Source organism: Paraburkholderia sp. SIMBA_054 (genome assembly GCF_046534875.1).
Taxonomy (GTDB): domain Bacteria; phylum Pseudomonadota; class Gammaproteobacteria; order Burkholderiales; family Burkholderiaceae; genus Paraburkholderia; species Paraburkholderia hospita.
On sequence record NZ_JAWRXV010000807.1, the window covers coordinates 1 to 271 of the forward strand.

Genomic DNA, 271 nt, shown 5'->3' on the forward strand with positions numbered 1-271 from the left:
TGCATGAAGTAGTTCAAATCCATCCATGCGGGGCATGGCCACATCTACGATCGCGACCTGGTACTTCAGCGTGCGACATTCGCACATGGCCGCCTCTCCATCGTGGACCAGCTGCACCTGCCAGCCACTCGCCCGCAGAAGCGCAGCCACTCCTTCGCCGACCAGCTGATGATCATCTGCCAGCACAGCTGCACGTTGCATGTTCAGCTTCCGATCGAGATTGCTGCAGGTTGCATGGTCAATAGATTGCCCGCCACGTAAATTCCGCATT

Annotated in this window: 1 protein-coding gene; it reads right to left on the reverse strand. The window is 57.2% G+C overall.

The genetic code is table 11. The features are described from left to right. On the reverse strand, positions 1–201 hold a 201-nt coding region (locus tag SB822_RS57335; protein ID WP_410859140.1), incomplete at its 3' end, for a response regulator. Positions 202–271: the final 70 nt, after the last annotated feature.